General features: G+C 61.6%; 14 protein-coding genes. 9 read left to right on the top strand and 5 right to left on the bottom strand.

Going from position 1 to position 15476, the window contains the following annotated elements; all coding sequences use genetic code 11:
- Positions 1-104: 104 nt before the first annotated feature.
- Positions 105-1055 carry an agmatinase gene (gene speB, locus AC1MEK_RS29690; protein ID WP_480399823.1) on the bottom strand — a complete coding sequence of 317 codons (951 nt, stop codon included), beginning with the start codon at positions 1053-1055 and terminating at the stop codon, positions 105-107.
- 178 nt (positions 1056-1233) lie between these two features.
- On the opposite strand from speB, the gene AC1MEK_RS29685 reads away from it, so the two are divergent.
- Together AC1MEK_RS29685 and AC1MEK_RS29680 are read left to right on the top strand one after the other, a co-directional pair.
- Positions 1234-2127 carry a LysR family transcriptional regulator gene (locus AC1MEK_RS29685; RefSeq protein WP_274135395.1) on the top strand — a complete coding sequence of 298 codons (894 nt, stop codon included), beginning with the start codon at positions 1234-1236 and terminating at the stop codon, positions 2125-2127.
- A gap of 11 nt (positions 2128-2138) precedes the next feature.
- Positions 2139-2729, top strand: a complete 591-nt coding sequence (locus tag AC1MEK_RS29680; RefSeq protein WP_480399822.1) for a tRNA-uridine aminocarboxypropyltransferase — start codon at positions 2139-2141, stop codon at positions 2727-2729.
- Positions 2730-2732: 3 nt separating this feature from the next.
- On the opposite strand, the gene AC1MEK_RS29675 is transcribed toward AC1MEK_RS29680, so the two are convergent.
- The 3 genes from AC1MEK_RS29675 to AC1MEK_RS29665 form a co-directional block, all read right to left on the bottom strand.
- Complete coding sequence (locus tag AC1MEK_RS29675) at positions 2733-2945, bottom strand: DUF6316 family protein (protein ID WP_480399821.1); 213 nt, start codon at positions 2943-2945, stop codon at positions 2733-2735.
- Positions 2946-3922: 977 nt separating this feature from the next.
- Positions 3923-4537, bottom strand: a complete 615-nt coding sequence (locus AC1MEK_RS29670) for an NAD(P)H-dependent oxidoreductase (RefSeq protein ID WP_480399820.1) — start codon at positions 4535-4537, stop codon at positions 3923-3925.
- Positions 4530-5924, bottom strand: a complete 1395-nt coding sequence (locus tag AC1MEK_RS29665) for a class II fumarate hydratase (protein ID WP_480399819.1) — start codon at positions 5922-5924, stop codon at positions 4530-4532. Before AC1MEK_RS29665 ends, AC1MEK_RS29670 begins: the two co-directional genes overlap by 8 nt.
- A 261-nt stretch (positions 5925-6185) precedes the next feature.
- Here AC1MEK_RS29665 and AC1MEK_RS29660 point away from each other — a divergent pair, with 261 nt between their 5' ends.
- The 7 genes from AC1MEK_RS29660 to AC1MEK_RS29630 all read left to right on the top strand — a co-directional run bounded on the left by AC1MEK_RS29660 (position 6186) and on the right by AC1MEK_RS29630 (position 14293).
- Positions 6186-6719 (top strand): DUF2059 domain-containing protein, encoded by a 534-nt coding sequence (locus AC1MEK_RS29660; protein ID WP_480399818.1) that lies wholly within the window; start codon positions 6186-6188, stop codon positions 6717-6719.
- 12 nt (positions 6720-6731) lie between these two features.
- Positions 6732-7028, top strand: coding sequence for a BolA family protein (locus AC1MEK_RS29655; RefSeq protein WP_404638653.1), 297 nt, complete (start codon positions 6732-6734; stop codon positions 7026-7028).
- A gap of 263 nt (positions 7029-7291) precedes the next feature.
- Positions 7292-8263: an oxygen-dependent tRNA uridine(34) hydroxylase TrhO gene (trhO, locus tag AC1MEK_RS29650; RefSeq protein ID WP_480399817.1), complete on the top strand. Its 972-nt coding sequence runs from the start codon at positions 7292-7294 to the stop codon at positions 8261-8263.
- Between the two features lie 3 nt (positions 8264-8266).
- Positions 8267-8902, top strand: coding sequence for a DsbA family protein (locus tag AC1MEK_RS29645; RefSeq protein ID WP_480399816.1), 636 nt, complete (start codon positions 8267-8269; stop codon positions 8900-8902).
- Between the two features lie 37 nt (positions 8903-8939).
- The gene (locus AC1MEK_RS29640) at positions 8940-10727 is read left to right on the top strand and encodes an ABC transporter ATP-binding protein (RefSeq protein ID WP_480399824.1); all 1788 of its coding nucleotides are present in this window, start codon (positions 8940-8942) and stop codon (positions 10725-10727) included.
- A 271-nt stretch (positions 10728-10998) separates the two neighbouring features.
- Positions 10999-13464: an EAL domain-containing protein gene (locus AC1MEK_RS29635; protein WP_480399815.1), complete on the top strand. Its 2466-nt coding sequence runs from the start codon at positions 10999-11001 to the stop codon at positions 13462-13464.
- A gap of 37 nt (positions 13465-13501) precedes the next feature.
- Positions 13502-14293: an iron-containing redox enzyme family protein gene (locus AC1MEK_RS29630; protein ID WP_480399814.1), complete on the top strand. Its 792-nt coding sequence runs from the start codon at positions 13502-13504 to the stop codon at positions 14291-14293.
- Positions 14294-14299: 6 nt separating this feature from the next.
- On the opposite strand, the gene AC1MEK_RS29625 is transcribed toward AC1MEK_RS29630, so the two are convergent.
- Positions 14300-15226 carry a GGDEF domain-containing protein gene (locus AC1MEK_RS29625; RefSeq protein WP_480399813.1) on the bottom strand — a complete coding sequence of 309 codons (927 nt, stop codon included), beginning with the start codon at positions 15224-15226 and terminating at the stop codon, positions 14300-14302.
- Between the last annotated feature and the right edge of the window lie 250 nt (positions 15227-15476).

Below are 15476 nucleotides of genomic sequence, written 5' to 3'. Positions count from 1 at the left end.
CCATCTGCCAGCCACCCGAAATGCGTCGCCGGGAAGATGGTTCGCGAATGAATTCGCTCCTACAGGATCGGGTTAGTCGGACGTTATCCGACCCACCCGGTGAATCAGCGGTGTGTCACACCCGGCAGCACGCAGAGCATTTCGTACAACAGGTTCGCACCCAGCAGCGACGTGTTGCCGGTGGTGTCGTAAGGCGGGGACACCTCCACCAGGTCGCAGCCGATCAGGTTCAGGCCTTGGCAGCCACGGATGATTTCGATCGCCTGGATGGTGGTCAGGCCGCCGATTTCCGGGGTGCCAGTACCAGGCGCCCAGGCCGGGTCGATGCCGTCGATGTCGAAGCTCAGGTAAACCGGGCCGCCGTCGACCTTCTCGCGCACTTCGGCCATCAATGGCGCCAGCGACTTGTGCCAGCACTCTTCGGCCTGCACTACGCGGAAGCCCTGCTTGCGGCTCCAGTTGAAGTCTTCGGCGGTGTAGCCCTGAGCGCGCAGGCCGATCTGCACCACGCGGTCGCAGTCCAGCAGGTCTTCTTCGACGGCGCGGCGGAAGGTGGTGCCGTGGGCGATTTTCTCGCCGAACATGTGATCGTTGACGTCAGCGTGGGCGTCGATGTGGATCAGCCCGACCTTGCCGTGCTTCTTCTTGATCGCCCGCAGGATCGGCAGGGTGATGGTGTGGTCGCCGCCCAGGGTCAGCGGGATGATGCCGTGCTCGAGGAAGCCGTCGTAGGCCTCTTCGATGATGCGCACTGCTTCAAGCATGTTGAAGGTGTTGATTGGCACGTCGCCAATGTCGGCGACCGACAGCGAGTCGAACGGCGCAGCGCCCGTGGCCATGTTGTAAGGACGGATCATCACCGATTCGGCGCGGATTTCGCGAGGGCCGAAGCGGGTGCCAGAGCGCAGCGAAGTGCCGATGTCCAGGGGCACGCCAATAAAGGCGGCATCAAGGCCAGCGGCCGATTGCAGGTGTGGCAGACGCATCATGGTTGCGATGCCGGCGAAGCGCGGCATTTCGTTGCCGCCCAGTGGTTGGTGGAAAATCTTGTCCACGGGATTGCCTCATCGGTTGATTATTAATATGGGTAGACCTGTGGCGATTCTGCGAACCGCGCGGCCTGCGAAGAATCGCTGGGGCAAAATACTTAGTTCAGAGATTTCTGAACTATCGGGAAAATCAGGTTAAGCTTTCGCCTTGGGCTCAACCCACGATGATTCTCCCGGTATCCACATGGCCAACGCATTACCCGATCTGAAACTGCTGCGAATTTTCGTCTGTGTGGTGCGCCACCAGGGTTTCGCCAGCGCGCAGCAGGAACTGAACCTTTCCACCTCGGCGATCAGCACCTACATGAGCCAGCTGGAAGCGGCGCTGGGCATCGTGCTGTGTCATCGGGGCCGTGGCGGTTTCAGCCTGACCAGCAAGGGCGAGTTGTTTCATCAGGAAACCCTGCGCCTCTTGGGCGAGCTCGAAGGCTTCGAATTGTACGCCGCTGCGCTCAAGGGCGAACTGCGTGGGACCTTGAATCTCGGCGTGCTGGACTCGACGGTCAGCGACCGGGCGCTGCCTTTTGCCGAAGTGATCGGCGCCTACAGCGAGGAACATCCGGCGGTGCACCTGCACCTGTCGGTCATGAGCCCTTACGAATTGCAGCTCGGTGTGCTGGACAACCGCCTGGACCTGGCCATCGGCTCGTTTTCCACGCGCATGAACGGCCTGCTGTATCAACCGCTGTACCGCGAGCAGCACTGGCTGTATTGCAGCAGCCGCCACCCGCTGTTCGCCGAGCGACGCATTCCGGAGCCGGTGATTACCCAGCAGCGCATGGTTGGTCGTGGCTACTGGAGTCAGGCGGAGCTGGCGCGTCACGGTTTCAAACACAGCGCGGCGACCGTGGAAAGTATGGAGGCGCAGCTGATTCTGGTGCTGTCTGGCGCCTACATCGGCTACCTGCCGGAGCACTACGCGCAGTCGTGGGTCGATTCCGGGCATCTGCGGGTGTTGCTGCCGGCAACCTTCGGCTATCAGGCGCCGTTCTCGATGATCCTGCGTCGGGGTCGCAGCCGCGAGCCGCTGATCCAGACCTTCCGCGACCTGCTCAAGGCGCAACTCAACCCGCTCTAGGAGGGCAAGCCATGTCCCGTGCCCGATGCGAGCGCTGCCAGCGCCCGGAAAACCACTGTTTGTGTGCGCTCATCCCGCAGCTCGACAGCCGCACTCGCGTGCTGATCCTGCAGCACCCCAGCGAAGTCAATCATGCGCTCAATACCGCGCGGCTCGCGGCCTTGGGCCTGAGCAATGCGCAGTTGGTGGTGGGGGAGGTGTTCGAGGAACTGGACGCTCTGCTTGATGTGCCGGGCTATCAGGCCAGGCTGCTGTTTCCGGGAGAAGAGGCTGAGGTGTTAGTCGGACAAAGCGCTGACGAACGTCCGACCTTGCTGGTAGTGCCTGACGGAACCTGGCGCAAGGCGCGCAAGCTGCTGCACCTCAATCCGCGGCTGGCGGCGCTGCCCCGGGTCACCTTGAGCAATACCCCGACCTCGCGCTACCGCCTGCGCAAGGCGCCGGGGCCGGATGCGTTGTCCACGCTGGAAGCCGTCGTCCATGCGCTGCACACCCTTGAGCCGCTGCAGTCATTCGACGCGTTGTTGCGGCCGTTCGATGCGCTGATCGAAGGGCAGATCGCAGCAATGGGCGAGGAGACCTTCCGCCGTAATCATTCGTGACATTCAGCCATTGAGCGAAGAGGGCCCTGCGAACCTGCCGGCCTGCATGCGCCGGATATATGCCTCGGTCTCCCGCTCGGCGTCCTCCTTGCTGAAGAAGGGGCCTTCGAGGGTGTTTTCGCGGGTGCTGAAGAAGTACATGCCATTGACGCGGGAAACGCGATCACTGCGAAAATGCACGGCACTTTCGGGGTCCTGCTCACGCTTGCTCAACATAGCCTGCTCCGGGGCGGGAGTGATGTTCATTCAGGACGGCTAAACCTGGGTGGGGCCAGCGGTAGAGGCTTTCCACAGGGTGAGACGGAAAGGGGGGGCTGGCTGATTGATACTTTACTCCAAAGGCTGGTTTGCGGCGGTGGTATTTTTGCGTGCAGATCCGTTTTCGGCGGTGACGCAGTTATGTTCTGGCTAACGCCAAGCCTGTTTCGACTTCGGCGGGGGACTTGGATTCCTCAAGATCAAGATCAAGATCAAGATCAAGAGCGCTCTTCCTAACGTCAGATCTGTTTCGACTTCGTCGAGTTACTTGGAAAAGTCGGAATGCCGCACCACACCCAAGTAATCAAGGTGTCCTGCTCCTGGTTTGGCCTCGACTTCGTCGAGGTTCCCTCACTCCGGCGATACTCCGTGGGCCCGGCGCGAATGGGCCATCCATGGCCCCGCGCCTCGCGCGGCATCCTGCCGCTTGACCCACTCCACATCACCTCCGTTCGGCCTGCACCCAAGTCGCGTTTTGTGGTGTCTGGACTATTGCGCACGAAGATCAAAAGCATGAGGGCGATGCCCTCCGTAGCAGTCCGGCAAGCCGGACTGCTACGGGGACGGTGTTAGCCGGTGGATGGCGGTAGCCGGTCGCTTTTGATTTGGCTTTTGATCTTCATGCGCGATAGCCCAGACACCACAAAACGCGACTTGGGTGCAGGCTGAACGGAGGTCTCGCGGAGTGGGTCGAGCCGCATGGATGCGGCGAGAGGCGTGTGGGCCATGGATGGCCCTTTCACGCCGAGCCCACGGAGCGGGACCGGAGTGAAGGAAGTCCGACGAAGGAGGACCCCAACCAGGAGCAGGACCCCTTGGTTACTTGGGGGTCTTTTCCAAGTAACTCGACGAAGTCGAAACAGGTCTGGCGTTAGCCAGAACAAAATAGCGTCACCATCGAGTTCGGATCAAACCGCGATCCCAGCACCAAAAAACTACCGCTTCCCAAGATCCTGCGCCTGATGAATCCACTGCTGCCGCTGCTCCTCCGTCGACGTGCGCACCGGCGAAAACTCCGTCAGCCGTGTCGTCTTGATCCCGCAGAACTCCAGAATCGCATTGGTCATCTGCCGATGCGCCGGCGCCTTGAGCACCCAGCGGAAATACCGCGAAGGCGTATCCAGCGTCACCAACAGCTCCGCCGTACGCCCCTTGAGCAACTCATTGGAAGGATGATGCCGACCATGGGCCTTGAACGCGAAACCCGGCATGAACACCCGGTCGAAAAAACCGCTGAGCAGGCTCGGCAGCCCGCCCCACCAGACCGGATACACAAACACCAGATGCTGCGCCCAGTGGATCTCCCGCTGGGCCTGCAACAGATCGTGCTCCAGCGTCTGGCTCGACTCGTAACCGCCACGCAGCACCGGGTCGAAATCCAGTTCTTCCAGCTTGAGCACCCGCACCACATGGCCCTGACTGCGCGCGCCCTGGGCGTACGCGTCGCCCAGAGCGTGGCAGAGGCTGATGGTCTTGGGCGAACCAATGACCATCAGGATGCGCTTGCCATAGCCTTCCAGTGGCGTGGCGCCGCTGATCGGCTCAGCCATTGCTGCCGGCCTCGAGCATTTTCTCCGGGCGCACCCAGGCGTCGAACTCGGCATCGGTCAAGAAGCCCAGCTGCAGCGCCGCTTCGCGCAAGGTCAGGCCTTCGCTGTAGGCCTTTTTGGCGATCTGCGCGGACTTGTCGTAACCGATGTGCGGGTTCAGGGCGGTCACCAGCATCAGGCCGCGCTCCAGGTGCTCGGCCATCTTGCCCGCGTCCGGTTCCATGCCCGCGATGCAGTGCTCGTTGAAATTGCGGCAGCCATCGCCCAGCAATCGGATCGATTGCAGCAGGTTGTGGATGATCACCGGCTTGAACACGTTCAGTTGCAGATGGCCCTGGCTGGCGGCGAAGGAAATCGTCGTGTCGTTGCCCATGACCTGACAGGCCAGCATCGACAGCGCCTCGCACTGGGTCGGGTTGACCTTGCCCGGCATGATCGAGCTGCCCGGTTCGTTGGCTGGCAACTTGACCTCGGCAAGGCCTGCACGGGGACCGGAGCCCAGCAGGCGCAGGTCGTTGGCGATTTTCATCAGGGTCACGGCCAGGGTTTTCAGCGCGCCGGACAACGCGGTCAACGGCTCATGGCCTGCAAGTGCGGCGAATTTGTTGGGGGCGGTGACGAATGGCAGGCCAGAAAGCGCCGCCAGTTCCGCGGCCACCGCTTCAGCGAAGCCATGGGGCGAGTTCAGGCCGGTGCCCACGGCGGTGCCGCCCTGCGCCAGTTCGCAGACCGCGGGGAGGGCGGCGCGGATGCTTTTTTCCGCGTAGTCGAGCTGCGCCACAAAGGCCGACAGCTCCTGGCCGAAGGTGATCGGCGTGGCGTCCATCATGTGGGTGCGGCCGGTTTTCACCAGTTTCATGTGCCGTGACGATTGCTCGGCGATGCCGGCGGACAACTCGGCGATGGCCGGCAGCAGTTGCTCCTTCACCGCCTGGGCTGCGGCGATGTGCATGGCGGTGGGGAAGCAGTCGTTGGAGCTTTGCGAGCGGTTGACGTGGTCGTTGGGGTGCACTGGCGACTTGCCGCCGCGGCCCTTGCCGGACAGCTCGTTGGCGCGGCCGGCGATCACTTCGTTGACGTTCATGTTGCTCTGGGTGCCGCTGCCGGTCTGCCACACCACCAGCGGGAACTGGTCGTCCAGCTTGCCGCTGAGCACTTCGTCGGCGGACTGTTCGATCAGGCGGGCGATCTCGGCAGGCAGGTCGCCATTACGGTCGTTGACCCGCGCTGCGGCTTTCTTGATCAGCGCCAGGGCATGCAGCACCGGCAGCGGCATGTGTTCCTGGCCAATCGCGAAATTGATGAGCGAACGCTGGGTTTGCGCGCCCCAGTAAGCGTCTTCGGGGACTTCGATCGGACCTATGCTGTCGGTTTCGGTACGGCTCACTGGACTCACTCCTTAACGTCGATTAGCGCAGTTTAGTACCCGCAGATCCGATCGGGTTCCCGGTAGCGGCTGCAAGGCAAGAACATGAGCCGACAGTGTGCGACAAAAAGCGTTGCGCGGTCGCGCTAAACATTCGCCAGCGCTGCCTGGAGGGGGCCGCAGAGCAACCGCTCGTAGGGTCGGGGGTTGAGCGCGAGGGGAAAACGGGCGCAGAATGTTCGGCCTTGGGGTTCAGCCTCGCTTGCTAGATAAGGAAACTCGATGACCCGTCTTCGCGCCATCTGTGCTGCGGTCGCTCTGGTATGCGCCAGCGGCCAGGCTCTCGCCGCCACCCCCAGCCATGAGGCCAGTGCCGTAGCCTTCCTCAAATTGGCTCACGCCGACCAATTGGGCGCGCCGATCTACATGCAAGCGCAGCAGATGTTTGCCCAGCGTTTTGCCGAAACCAAAGCCCCGGAATCCAAGAAAGCCGTGCTGGAGAAGTACCAGGCCCAGGCCAACGCCGCGCTGGACAAGGCCATTGGCTGGGACAAGCTGCAGCCTGACATGGTCAAGCTGTACACCGACAACTTCACCGAGCAGGAGCTCAAGGACCTGGTCGCGTTCTACCAGTCGCCGCTGGGCAAGAAAGTCCAGGCCAAGATGCCGCAGATCAGCCAGCAATCGTTCCAGATGACTCAGGAAAAACTGCAGCCTGCAGTGCCTGTGGTCACCAAACTGCTGGCCGACATGACCGACGAGCTGGCGCCAGCCGCCAAGAAAGGCGCAGCACCTGCTCCGGCCAAGAAGCCATAAGCGAAGCCTGACATGAGCATGCAACAGCGTATCGAATCCGCGTTGGCGGTCTTTCAGCCCGAGTACCTGCAGGTGCTCAATGAAAGCCACATGCACAGTCGTGGCACGGACACTCACTACAAGGCCGTCGTGGTCAGCGAGCAATTCGCTGGCCTCAACGCCGTCAAGCGCCACCAGAAGGTCTACGGCCTGCTCGGTGGCCTGATGGGTGAGTTCCACGCCCTGGCACTGCACACCTATACCCCGGAAGAATGGGCGAAACTGGGCGCAGCGCCCGCTTCGCCGACCTGTGCCGGGGGGCATGATTAAGCCGTAACGCGTGTTGTAGGAGCGCGCTTGCCCGCGATGCGATCTGTCTGCGACCTGGTCGTTGAATGGCACACCGCAATCGCGGGCAAGCGCGCTCCTACGCGGGTACCGCGTCAATTCTTCTGTATCCGCTAGTCCATCATCCCGCCTGTTTACTTCCATTTTTTGCTAGAATCCGCGCCGCGTTGCCTGGTCGGCACGTGTTCATCTGAATTTTTTCATCCGGTAGGCCCTTTGCGAGGGTCACCACCTGGAGACGCAACATGACCCAAACCGCACCCATCGTCGTCGCGGCGCTGTACAAATTCGTCACCCTTTCTGACTACGTCGAGCTGCGCGAGCCGCTGCTCAAGGCCATGAACGACAACGGCATCAAAGGCACCCTGCTGATCGCCGAAGAAGGCATCAACGGCACGGTTTCCGGCTCGCGCGAAGGCATCGACGGCCTGCTGGCCTGGCTGCGCAACGATCCGCGCATGATCGACATCGACCATAAAGAGTCGTACTGCGACGAGCAGCCGTTCTACCGCACCAAGGTCAAGCTCAAGAAAGAGATCGTGACCCTGGGTGTGCCGGGCGTCGACCCGAACAAGGCCGTCGGCACCTACGTCGAGCCGGCAGACTGGAACGCGCTGATCACCGACCCTGAAGTGCTGCTGATCGATACCCGCAACGATTACGAAGTGTCCATCGGCACCTTCGAAGGCGCGATCGATCCGAAGACCACGACCTTCCGCGAGTTCCCCGACTACATCAAGGCCAACTTCGACCCGGCCAAACACAAGAAAGTGGCGATGTTCTGCACCGGCGGCATTCGTTGCGAGAAGGCGTCGAGCTACATGCTCGGTGAAGGCTTCGAAGAGGTCTATCACCTCAAGGGCGGCATCCTCAAATACCTCGAAGAAGTGCCGCAGGAAGAAAGCCAGTGGCGCGGCGACTGCTTCGTTTTCGACAATCGCGTGACCGTGCGCCACGACCTCTCCGAAGGCGACTACGATCAATGTCATGCGTGCCGCACGCCGATCAGCGCTGAAGATCGCGCCAGCGAGCACTACTCGCCAGGCGTCAGCTGCCCGCATTGCTGGGACACGCTGAGCGAGAAGACCCGCCGCAGCGCCATCGACCGGCAGAAGCAGATCGAACTGGCCAAGGCGCGCAATCAGCCGCATCCGATCGGGCGCAACTACCGCCTGCTCGATGGCCAGGGCAACGACACTCAAAACAGCGAGGTCTGATCAATGTCCAGCCGCCTGCTCTATGTCATGGACCCGATGTGTTCGTGGTGCTGGGGATTCGCTCCGGTGGCCGAGGCACTGGTGGAGCAGGCCAGGGCGGCAGGCGTGGAACTGCATCTGGTGGTCGGCGGCTTGCGCACCGGCAGCGGCGCGGCGATCGAGCCTGCCACCAAACGCTACATCCTCGAACACTGGCATGCGGTGCACGAAGCCACGGGCCAGACATTCAAGTTCGAGGACGCCTTGCCCAACGATTTTGTCTACGACACCGAGCCTGCGTGCCGCGCCATCGTGGCTGCGCGCAGCCTGGCGCCGGACATCGCCTGGAAACTGGTCGGGGAAATCCAGCGCGCGTTCTACCTCCAGGGGCGGGACGTGACCCGAGGCTCGGTGCTGGCTGAACTGGCCGAGCGCGCCGGGTTGCCGCGCATCGAGTTCGCCGAAGCGTTCGACAGCCCCGAGCAGCATGCGGCCACGGCATCTGATTTTTCCTGGGTTCAGGATCTGGGCATCGCCGGGTTTCCCACTTTGCTCGCCGAACGCAACGGCCAACTGGCGCTGTTGACCAACGGCTATCAACCTCTGGACGAACTCGCGCCGCTGCTCAGCCGTTGGCTGGAGCGTGCTGCCTGTGCGTGATTCTGTCGACCTCGAACGCTCTGCCGATGAAAACGCCGTGCGACCTGCGGACCGCCTGAGCTGGGCGCAGATTCGCAAACTGGCGCTGCAACACAAGAAATCCCTGTGGATCGCCAACGGCGTCGCCGTGCTGGCGGTGCTGTGTTCGGTGCCGATTCCCTTGCTGCTGCCGCTGCTGGTGGATGAAGTGCTGCTGGGCAAGGGTGATTCGGCCCTGCTCTTCATGAATCGCTTCCTGCCCGAGAGCCTGCACAAGCCGGTGGGCTACATCGGCCTGATGCTGCTCGCCACCCTCTGCCTGCGCCTGGGTGCGCTGCTGTTCAACGTGATTCAGGCCCGGCTGTTCGCGGGGCTGGCCAAGGACATCGTCTACCGCATCCGCATTCGCCTGATCGAACGGCTCAAGCGCATTTCTCTGGGCGAATACGAAAGCCTGGGCGGCGGGACCGTGACCGCGCATCTGGTCACTGACCTGGACACCGTCGACAAATTCGTCGGCGAAACCCTGAGCCGCTTTCTGGTGGCCATGCTCACCCTCACCGGCACGGCGGCCATTCTGGTGTGGATGCACTGGCAACTGGCCTTGCTGATCCTGATGTTCAACCCGCTGGTGATCTACGCCACGGTCAAGCTGGGCAAGCGAGTCAAGCACCTCAAGAAGCTGGAAAACGACAGCACTTCGCGCTTCACCCAGGCGCTGACCGAAACCCTGGAAGCGATCCAGGAGATTCGCGCCGGCAACCGCCAGGGCTATTTCCTTGGCCTGTTGGGGCTGCGCGCCCGGGAAGTGCGCGATTACGCGGTGGCCTCGCAATGGAAGAGCGACGCCTCGGGGCGGGCCAGCGGCTTGCTGTTCCAGTTCGGCATCGACATTTTCCGTGCGGCGGCGATGCTCACGGTGCTGTTCTCCGACTTGTCCATCGGCCACATGCTCGCGGTGTTCAGCTACCTGTGGTTCATGATCGGCCCGGTGGAGCAACTGCTGAACCTGCAATACGCCTTTTATGCCGCCGGCGGTGCGCTGACCCGGATCAACGAGCTGCTGGCCCGCGCCGACGAGCCGCAGTACGAAGGGCGGATCAACCCGTTCATCGGCCGCGACACCGTGGGCATCGACGTGCGCGGCCTGTGCTTCGGCTACAACGAAGAGCCGGTGCTCGATCATCTGGACCTGTCGATCACCCCGGGCGAGAAGGTGGCCATCGTCGGTGCCAGCGGCGGTGGCAAGAGCACGCTGGTGCAGTTGCTGCTGGGCCTGTACAGCCCCAAGGCCGGGACCATTCGCTTCGGCGGCGCCACGTTGCAGGAGATCGGCCTGGAAACCGTGCGCGAGAACGTCGCGGTGGTGCTGCAGCATCCAGCGCTGTTCAACGACACGGTCCGCGCCAACCTGTCGATGGGTCGCGAGCGCAGTGACGAGGCCTGTTGGCAGGCACTGGAAATCGCCCAGCTGGACGCGACCATCCGCGCCTTGCCTCAAGGCCTGGACAGCGTGGTGGGGCGCTCCGGCGTGCGCCTCTCGGGCGGCCAACGCCAGCGCCTGGCGATCGCACGCATGGTGCTGGCCGATCCCAAGGTGGTCATTCTCGACGAGGCCACCTCCGCGCTGGACGCCGCCACCGAATACAGCCTGCATCAGGCGCTGAACCGCTTTCTCAGCGGCCGGACCACCTTGATCATCGCCCACCGCCTGTCTGCCGTGAAACAGGCCGACCGGGTGCTGGTGTTCGATGGCGGCAGCATCGCCGAGGATGGCGATCACCAGCAACTGATTGCTGACGGTGGCCTGTACGCCCGGCTTTACGGGCATTTGCAACAGCTCTGATACAGCTTGTCGGTTTTTTTCCCTCCAACCTCTAAATGGCGTTTCGCCAGTGGAACACGTCAATTCTTGGGCTATGCTACAGCCGTGAAATACCGGAATCTGTGAAAAGCGTCATATTTACGTCTCGACCTGCCCGTGTTAACACTCCAGGTCGTGTACAAGGTGTGCGAAGCAACCCGCTGCATCGTGGAAATTAGCCGAGTCCCTGAAGGCCAGGAAGGTCGCCTGCGCCGAGGGAGCGAGTACTGGCAGTGCTGATGAAAGGGACGCCATGAAGCAAAAGCGGACACTCGAGAAGCCCCGTCTTCTCGGAATCGTTTGGCCATTTATCGCTGTAGTGCTGTTGCAGGCGCTGCTGGGCTGCGTCAGCCTTTATATGATGTCGGCGGTGCGCAGCTATGTTGGCGGCGAAAGCCTCTGGTCCAAGGGCCAGAAGGACGCCATTTATTACCTCAATCTCTACGCCAACAGCCGCGACGAGATCAACTACCTCAAATACCAGCAGGCCATCGCCATTCCCCAGGGCGGCCATGACCTGCGCATTGCCATGGACCAGCCGGTTCCTGACATCCCCCGCGCCACTGCAGGCATCCTGCAGGGTGGTAACCATCCCGATGACGCCCAGGGCATCATCTGGCTTTATCTGAATTTCCGTCATTTCAGCTACATGGAAAAAGCCATCGACCTGTGGAAGATCGGTGACAACTACCTGGTGCAGCTGGACGAAGTCGCCCGGGAAATGCACGCGCGAATTCAGGAAGGCTCGGCCACCAATGGCGACGTACTGGCCTGGCGGCAGCGGATCAGCGCCATCAACGAAGGTGTGACCCCGCCGGCGATGGCCTTCAGCAACGCGCTGGGGGAAGGGTCGCGGCTGATTCTGCGGATTCTGCTGGTGGTCAACCTGACCACTGCCATCTTCCTGATCATCCTGGCGCTGCTGCGCACCCACAAACTGCTGGAACAGCGCCATGCCTTCGCCACGGCCCTGCAACTGGAGAAGGAGCGGGCGCAGATCACGCTGGAGTCCATCGGTGACGGGGTGATCACCACCCATGTCGACGGCTCGATCGCCTATATGAACCCGGCCGCTGAGCAGATGACCCACTGGAAAACCGAACAGGCCGCAGGGCTTCCGCTGGCCGCGCTGTTCAATCTGCTGGACGAAAACGACCAGCGGGACAGCTCGACCCTGATTGAACACATCCTAAGCGGCAAACTGGGCGGCGGCAGCGAGAACGCCAAACTGATTCAACGGCTGGACGGCAGCACGGTTTCGGTGGCGCTGGTGGGCTCGCCGATCCGCACCGAAGGCAAGGTGAGCGGTGCGGTGCTGGTGCTGCACGACATGACCCAGGAGCGTCAGTACATCGCCAACCTCTCCTGGCAGGCGACCCATGACGCGCTCACCGGGCTGGCCAACCGCCGCGAATTCGAATACCGCCTGGAACTGGCGCTCAATGGCCTGGGCCATCAGCCGGGGCGTCATGCGGTGATGTTCCTGGACCTGGACCAGTTCAAGCTGGTCAACGACACCAGCGGCCACGCCGCGGGGGATGAACTGCTGCGCCACATCTGCGCGCTGTTGCAGCAGGGCATCCGCGAGGGCGACACCCTGGCAAGGCTGGGCGGCGACGAGTTCGGCATCCTCCTGGAGCACTGCTCGCCCGAGGCCGCCGAGAAGATCGCCGAAGGTTTGCGTCAGACCGTGGAAAGCCTGCATTTCGTGTGGAAGGGCCGGCCGTTCGTGACCACGGTCAGCATCGGGCTGGTGCATGTGTCCAATGCGCCGACCACCCTTGAGGCCTCGCTGCGCGCCGCCGACATGGCCTGTTACATGGCCAAGGAAAAAGGCCGTAACCGGGTGCAGGTCTATCACGACGACGATTCGGAGTTGTCCACCCGCTTCGGTGAAATGGCCTGGATTCAGCGCCTGCACATGGCCCTGGAAGACAACCGCTTCTGCCTGTATTCCCAGGAAATCGCCTCACTGAGCCGCGATCCCGAGAACAGTCATGGCCACGTGGAGATTCTGTTGCGCCTGCGCGACGAGTCCGGACGGATGATTCTGCCCGACAGTTTCATTCCCGCTGCCGAACGCTACGGCATGATGACCACCCTGGACCGCTGGGTGGTGCAGAACGTGTTCAAGGTCATCGCCGACTGCCTGAACGACAACCATGCCACCGGTCCCCTGGCGGTCTGTGCCATCAACTTGTCCGGCACCAGCATCGGCGATGACGCTTTTCTCGAATATTTGCGACAGCAGTTCCAAATCTACGCAATACCCCCTGAACTTATCTGTTTCGAGATCACCGAAACCAGTGCGATCTCCAATTTGGGTAGCGCCATTCGGTTCATTAACGAACTCAAGAGTCTGGGATGCCGGTTTTCTCTGGATGACTTCTGTGCAGGCATGTCGTCATTCGCTTACTTGAAACATTTGCCTGTGGATTTCCTGAAGATAGACGGCAGTTTCGTAAAGGACATGCTTGACGATCCGGTCAACCGGGCGATGGTGGAAGTGATCAACCATATCGGGCACGTAATGGGCAAACAGACGATCGCCGAGTTCGTCGAAAGCCCCCAGATAGAGCAGGCGTTATTGGAAATCGGTGTGGACTACGCTCAGGGTTACGTCATCGAGCGACCGCAATTATTCACCTGTGAATGTCTGCACGCACGGCCCGCGAGGCAGACCCCAATGTTGTTCAGCGCACCTGGGACTTTTCGCTGAACGACCCTAATGGCAACACAACATAAGGAGCTACACAGTGATCGATATGTTCATTAGAACCGGTCCGCTGATGGATGCCAGCAGTTACCCCGCCTGGGCGCAGCAATTGATCGAAGATTGCAGCGAGGCCAAGGCACGAGTGGTAGGGCATGAACTGTATCAACGTATGCGAGACGGAAAACTCAGTTCGAAAACCATGCGCCAGTATCTGATTGGCGGATGGCCGGTGGTCGAGCAGTTTGCCGTCTATATGGCGCATAACCTGACCAAGACCCGTTTCGCCCGGCATCCGGGTGAAGACATGGCGCGTCGCTGGTTGATGCGCAATATTCGGGTAGAACTCAATCATGCCGATTACTGGGTGAACTGGAGCGCGGCCCATGGGGTCACGCTGGAAGATCTGCAAGCGCAGCGGGTACCGTCAGAATTGCACGCACTGAACCACTGGTGCTGGCACAGCTGTTCGTCGGAGCCTCTGGTCGTCGCCATCGCAGCCACCAACTACGCCATTGAAGGGGCGACCGGCGAATGGTCGGCAGTCGTATGCTCGCAAGAGACCTACGCAGACCTGTTCCCGCCGGATATCCGAAAGCGCGCCATGAAGTGGCTCAAGATGCATGCGCAGTACGATGACTCGCACCCCTGGGAAGCCCTGGAAATCATTTGCACGCTGGCGGGCAACAACCCCAGCGAGCAGTTGCAGGCGGACCTGAGAATGGCGGTGTGCAAGAGTTACGAGTACATGTATCTGTTTCTGGAACGCTGTATGGCGCTGGAACAGCCGTCGCAGAGCAACGTGCGCGAGCATCGCTTCGCACAGCGCGCCTGAGGCTGTTCAGCCGGCCATTTCCAGACGGTTGCGGCCCTGGCGCTTGGCGGCGTACAGGGCCGAATCGGCGCGACGCAACAGGCTGTCGGGGGATTCTCCCGGCAGCAGCGTCGCGCAACCGAGGCTGACGGTCAGCTCCACGGCGCGCCCGTTGACCAGGTGCGTGAGTTGCAGCGCCGCGTTGCGCAGGCGTTCGCCCACCAGCGCGGCGGGCTCACGCCCGGTATTGGTCAGCACGATGAGAAATTCCTCACCGCCAAACCTGAACACCTGATCGATATTGCGCAGCCGGTCCTTGATCGAATCGGCCACTCTTCTCAGCACTTCATCGCCCGTGGCATGGCCGTGGGTGTCGTTGATGCTCTTGAAATGATCGATGTCGAGCATCAGCACCGACAGCGGCTGTTGCTGGCGCCGGGCGATTTCGACTTCCCGGGTCAGTGACTGCTCCATGGCAATCCGGTTGCCGGCGCCGGTCAGCGGATCACGCAGCGCGCTGAGGTTGGCCTGACGGTACAGCAGGGCGTTGCGCAGCGGGTACAGCAGGCTGACCAGCAGCGATTCGAGCTGGGACAACTCTTCTTCGGTGAAGCGCCGGTCGCGCTGGAACTCGATCTCGCCAACCTGTTCGCCTTCATGGGTCATCGAATAGCTGGCGTGGTGGCGCGAGCGCTCGCCTAGCTCAAGCTTGAGGTCCGTGCCCGCATGCTGGTAGTTCAGCGCCCTGAGCGGGATCAGGTGCTGTACGTAGTTGAAGAACATTCCCAGGATTTTTTCGGCCTCCAGGCTGGTCTGCAGGTGCAGGCCGAGCCTGCGCTGCAGTTGCTCGAAGTCCATGGGTTGCTGGGCAGGACTGTGCGCCGGCGCAAAACCGAATCGCTGCAGACGCGCACTGTCGAATTCAAAGGCGTTGGCCCGTGTCGGAAAACTCATGTTTTCGCTCCTTCGCCTCTCATCGGGCTTGTGTAGGACAAAGCGAAAGCCGTGCCAACTCGGTCATCTGAATGGATGGTCATAAGAATCAAACAGTTAGGGCGTACATGCGAATGAAGGGCAGCGGGTGGCGCCTTGGAATTGACTAACGTACCGGTTTGCTAGCGAAGGGGCTACAAAGAGGCGACGGAAAACCGCCGAGGGGATGGGTGGGGGTCGGTTTCGTCAGGGGATCAAGATCAAGATCAAG

The organism is Pseudomonas sp. 2, from assembly GCF_056627435.1.
The sequence above is the reverse complement of the archived record's forward strand: the minus strand, read 5'-3'. Positions and strand labels throughout refer to the sequence as shown.

Coding starts and splice junctions, on each gene's coding strand:
- AC1MEK_RS29675 (WP_480399821.1), bottom strand. CDS start 2,945: ATGTTGAGCAAGCGTGAGCAGGACCCCGAAAGTGCCGTGCATTTTCGC.
- AC1MEK_RS29660 (WP_480399818.1), top strand. CDS start 6,186: ATGACCCGTCTTCGCGCCATCTGTGCTGCGGTCGCTCTGGTATGCGCC.
- trhO (WP_480399817.1), top strand. CDS start 7,292: ATGACCCAAACCGCACCCATCGTCGTCGCGGCGCTGTACAAATTCGTC.
- AC1MEK_RS29625 (WP_480399813.1), bottom strand. CDS start 15,226: ATGAGTTTTCCGACACGGGCCAACGCCTTTGAATTCGACAGTGCGCGT.
- AC1MEK_RS29635 (WP_480399815.1), top strand. CDS start 10,999: ATGAAGCAAAAGCGGACACTCGAGAAGCCCCGTCTTCTCGGAATCGTT.
- AC1MEK_RS29670 (WP_480399820.1), bottom strand. CDS start 4,537: ATGGCTGAGCCGATCAGCGGCGCCACGCCACTGGAAGGCTATGGCAAG.
- AC1MEK_RS29685 (WP_274135395.1), top strand. CDS start 1,234: ATGGCCAACGCATTACCCGATCTGAAACTGCTGCGAATTTTCGTCTGT.
- AC1MEK_RS29655 (WP_404638653.1), top strand. CDS start 6,732: ATGAGCATGCAACAGCGTATCGAATCCGCGTTGGCGGTCTTTCAGCCC.
- AC1MEK_RS29645 (WP_480399816.1), top strand. CDS start 8,267: ATGTCCAGCCGCCTGCTCTATGTCATGGACCCGATGTGTTCGTGGTGC.
- AC1MEK_RS29680 (WP_480399822.1), top strand. CDS start 2,139: ATGTCCCGTGCCCGATGCGAGCGCTGCCAGCGCCCGGAAAACCACTGT.